The sequence below is a fragment of the Corynebacterium glyciniphilum AJ 3170 genome, from assembly GCF_007673095.1.
GTDB lineage: Bacteria > Actinomycetota > Actinomycetes > Mycobacteriales > Mycobacteriaceae > Corynebacterium.
This window is the reverse complement of the sequence record NZ_VDYZ01000277.1, coordinates 1-257: the sequence shown is the minus strand read 5'-3', so window position 1 is coordinate 257 and position 257 is coordinate 1. Positions and strand designations below refer to the sequence as shown.

The following is a 257-nucleotide window of genomic DNA, read 5'->3' as shown; positions in this document are numbered from 1 at the left end:
GGATGGGGTGGAGGGAAGTGGGGGTGATGGTGGTGGGGATGGGGGGGGGGTGGGTGTTGTTGTGGGAGGTGAAGGAGGGGGGGTTGTGGTTGGTGAAGGAGAAGGGGGGTGGGAAGAAGGCGGGGGGGAAGAAAAGGAGGGGGAGGAAGAGGAGGAAGTGTGGAGGGGGGAAGAAGTGGAGCGGGGAGTAGTGTGGGGAGGAGTGTATGTAGAGGTGTGGTTAGAGGAGAAAAGGTAGGTTGAGGTGGAAAAAAGGG

Annotated in this window: 1 protein-coding gene; it reads left to right on the top strand. The window is 60.3% G+C overall.

Translation table 11 applies throughout. The annotated features are described in order from the left end of the window. On the top strand, positions 1–191 hold a 191-nt coding region (locus tag FS507_RS20075; protein WP_186314781.1), incomplete at its 5' end, for a hypothetical protein. Positions 192–257: the final 66 nt, after the last annotated feature.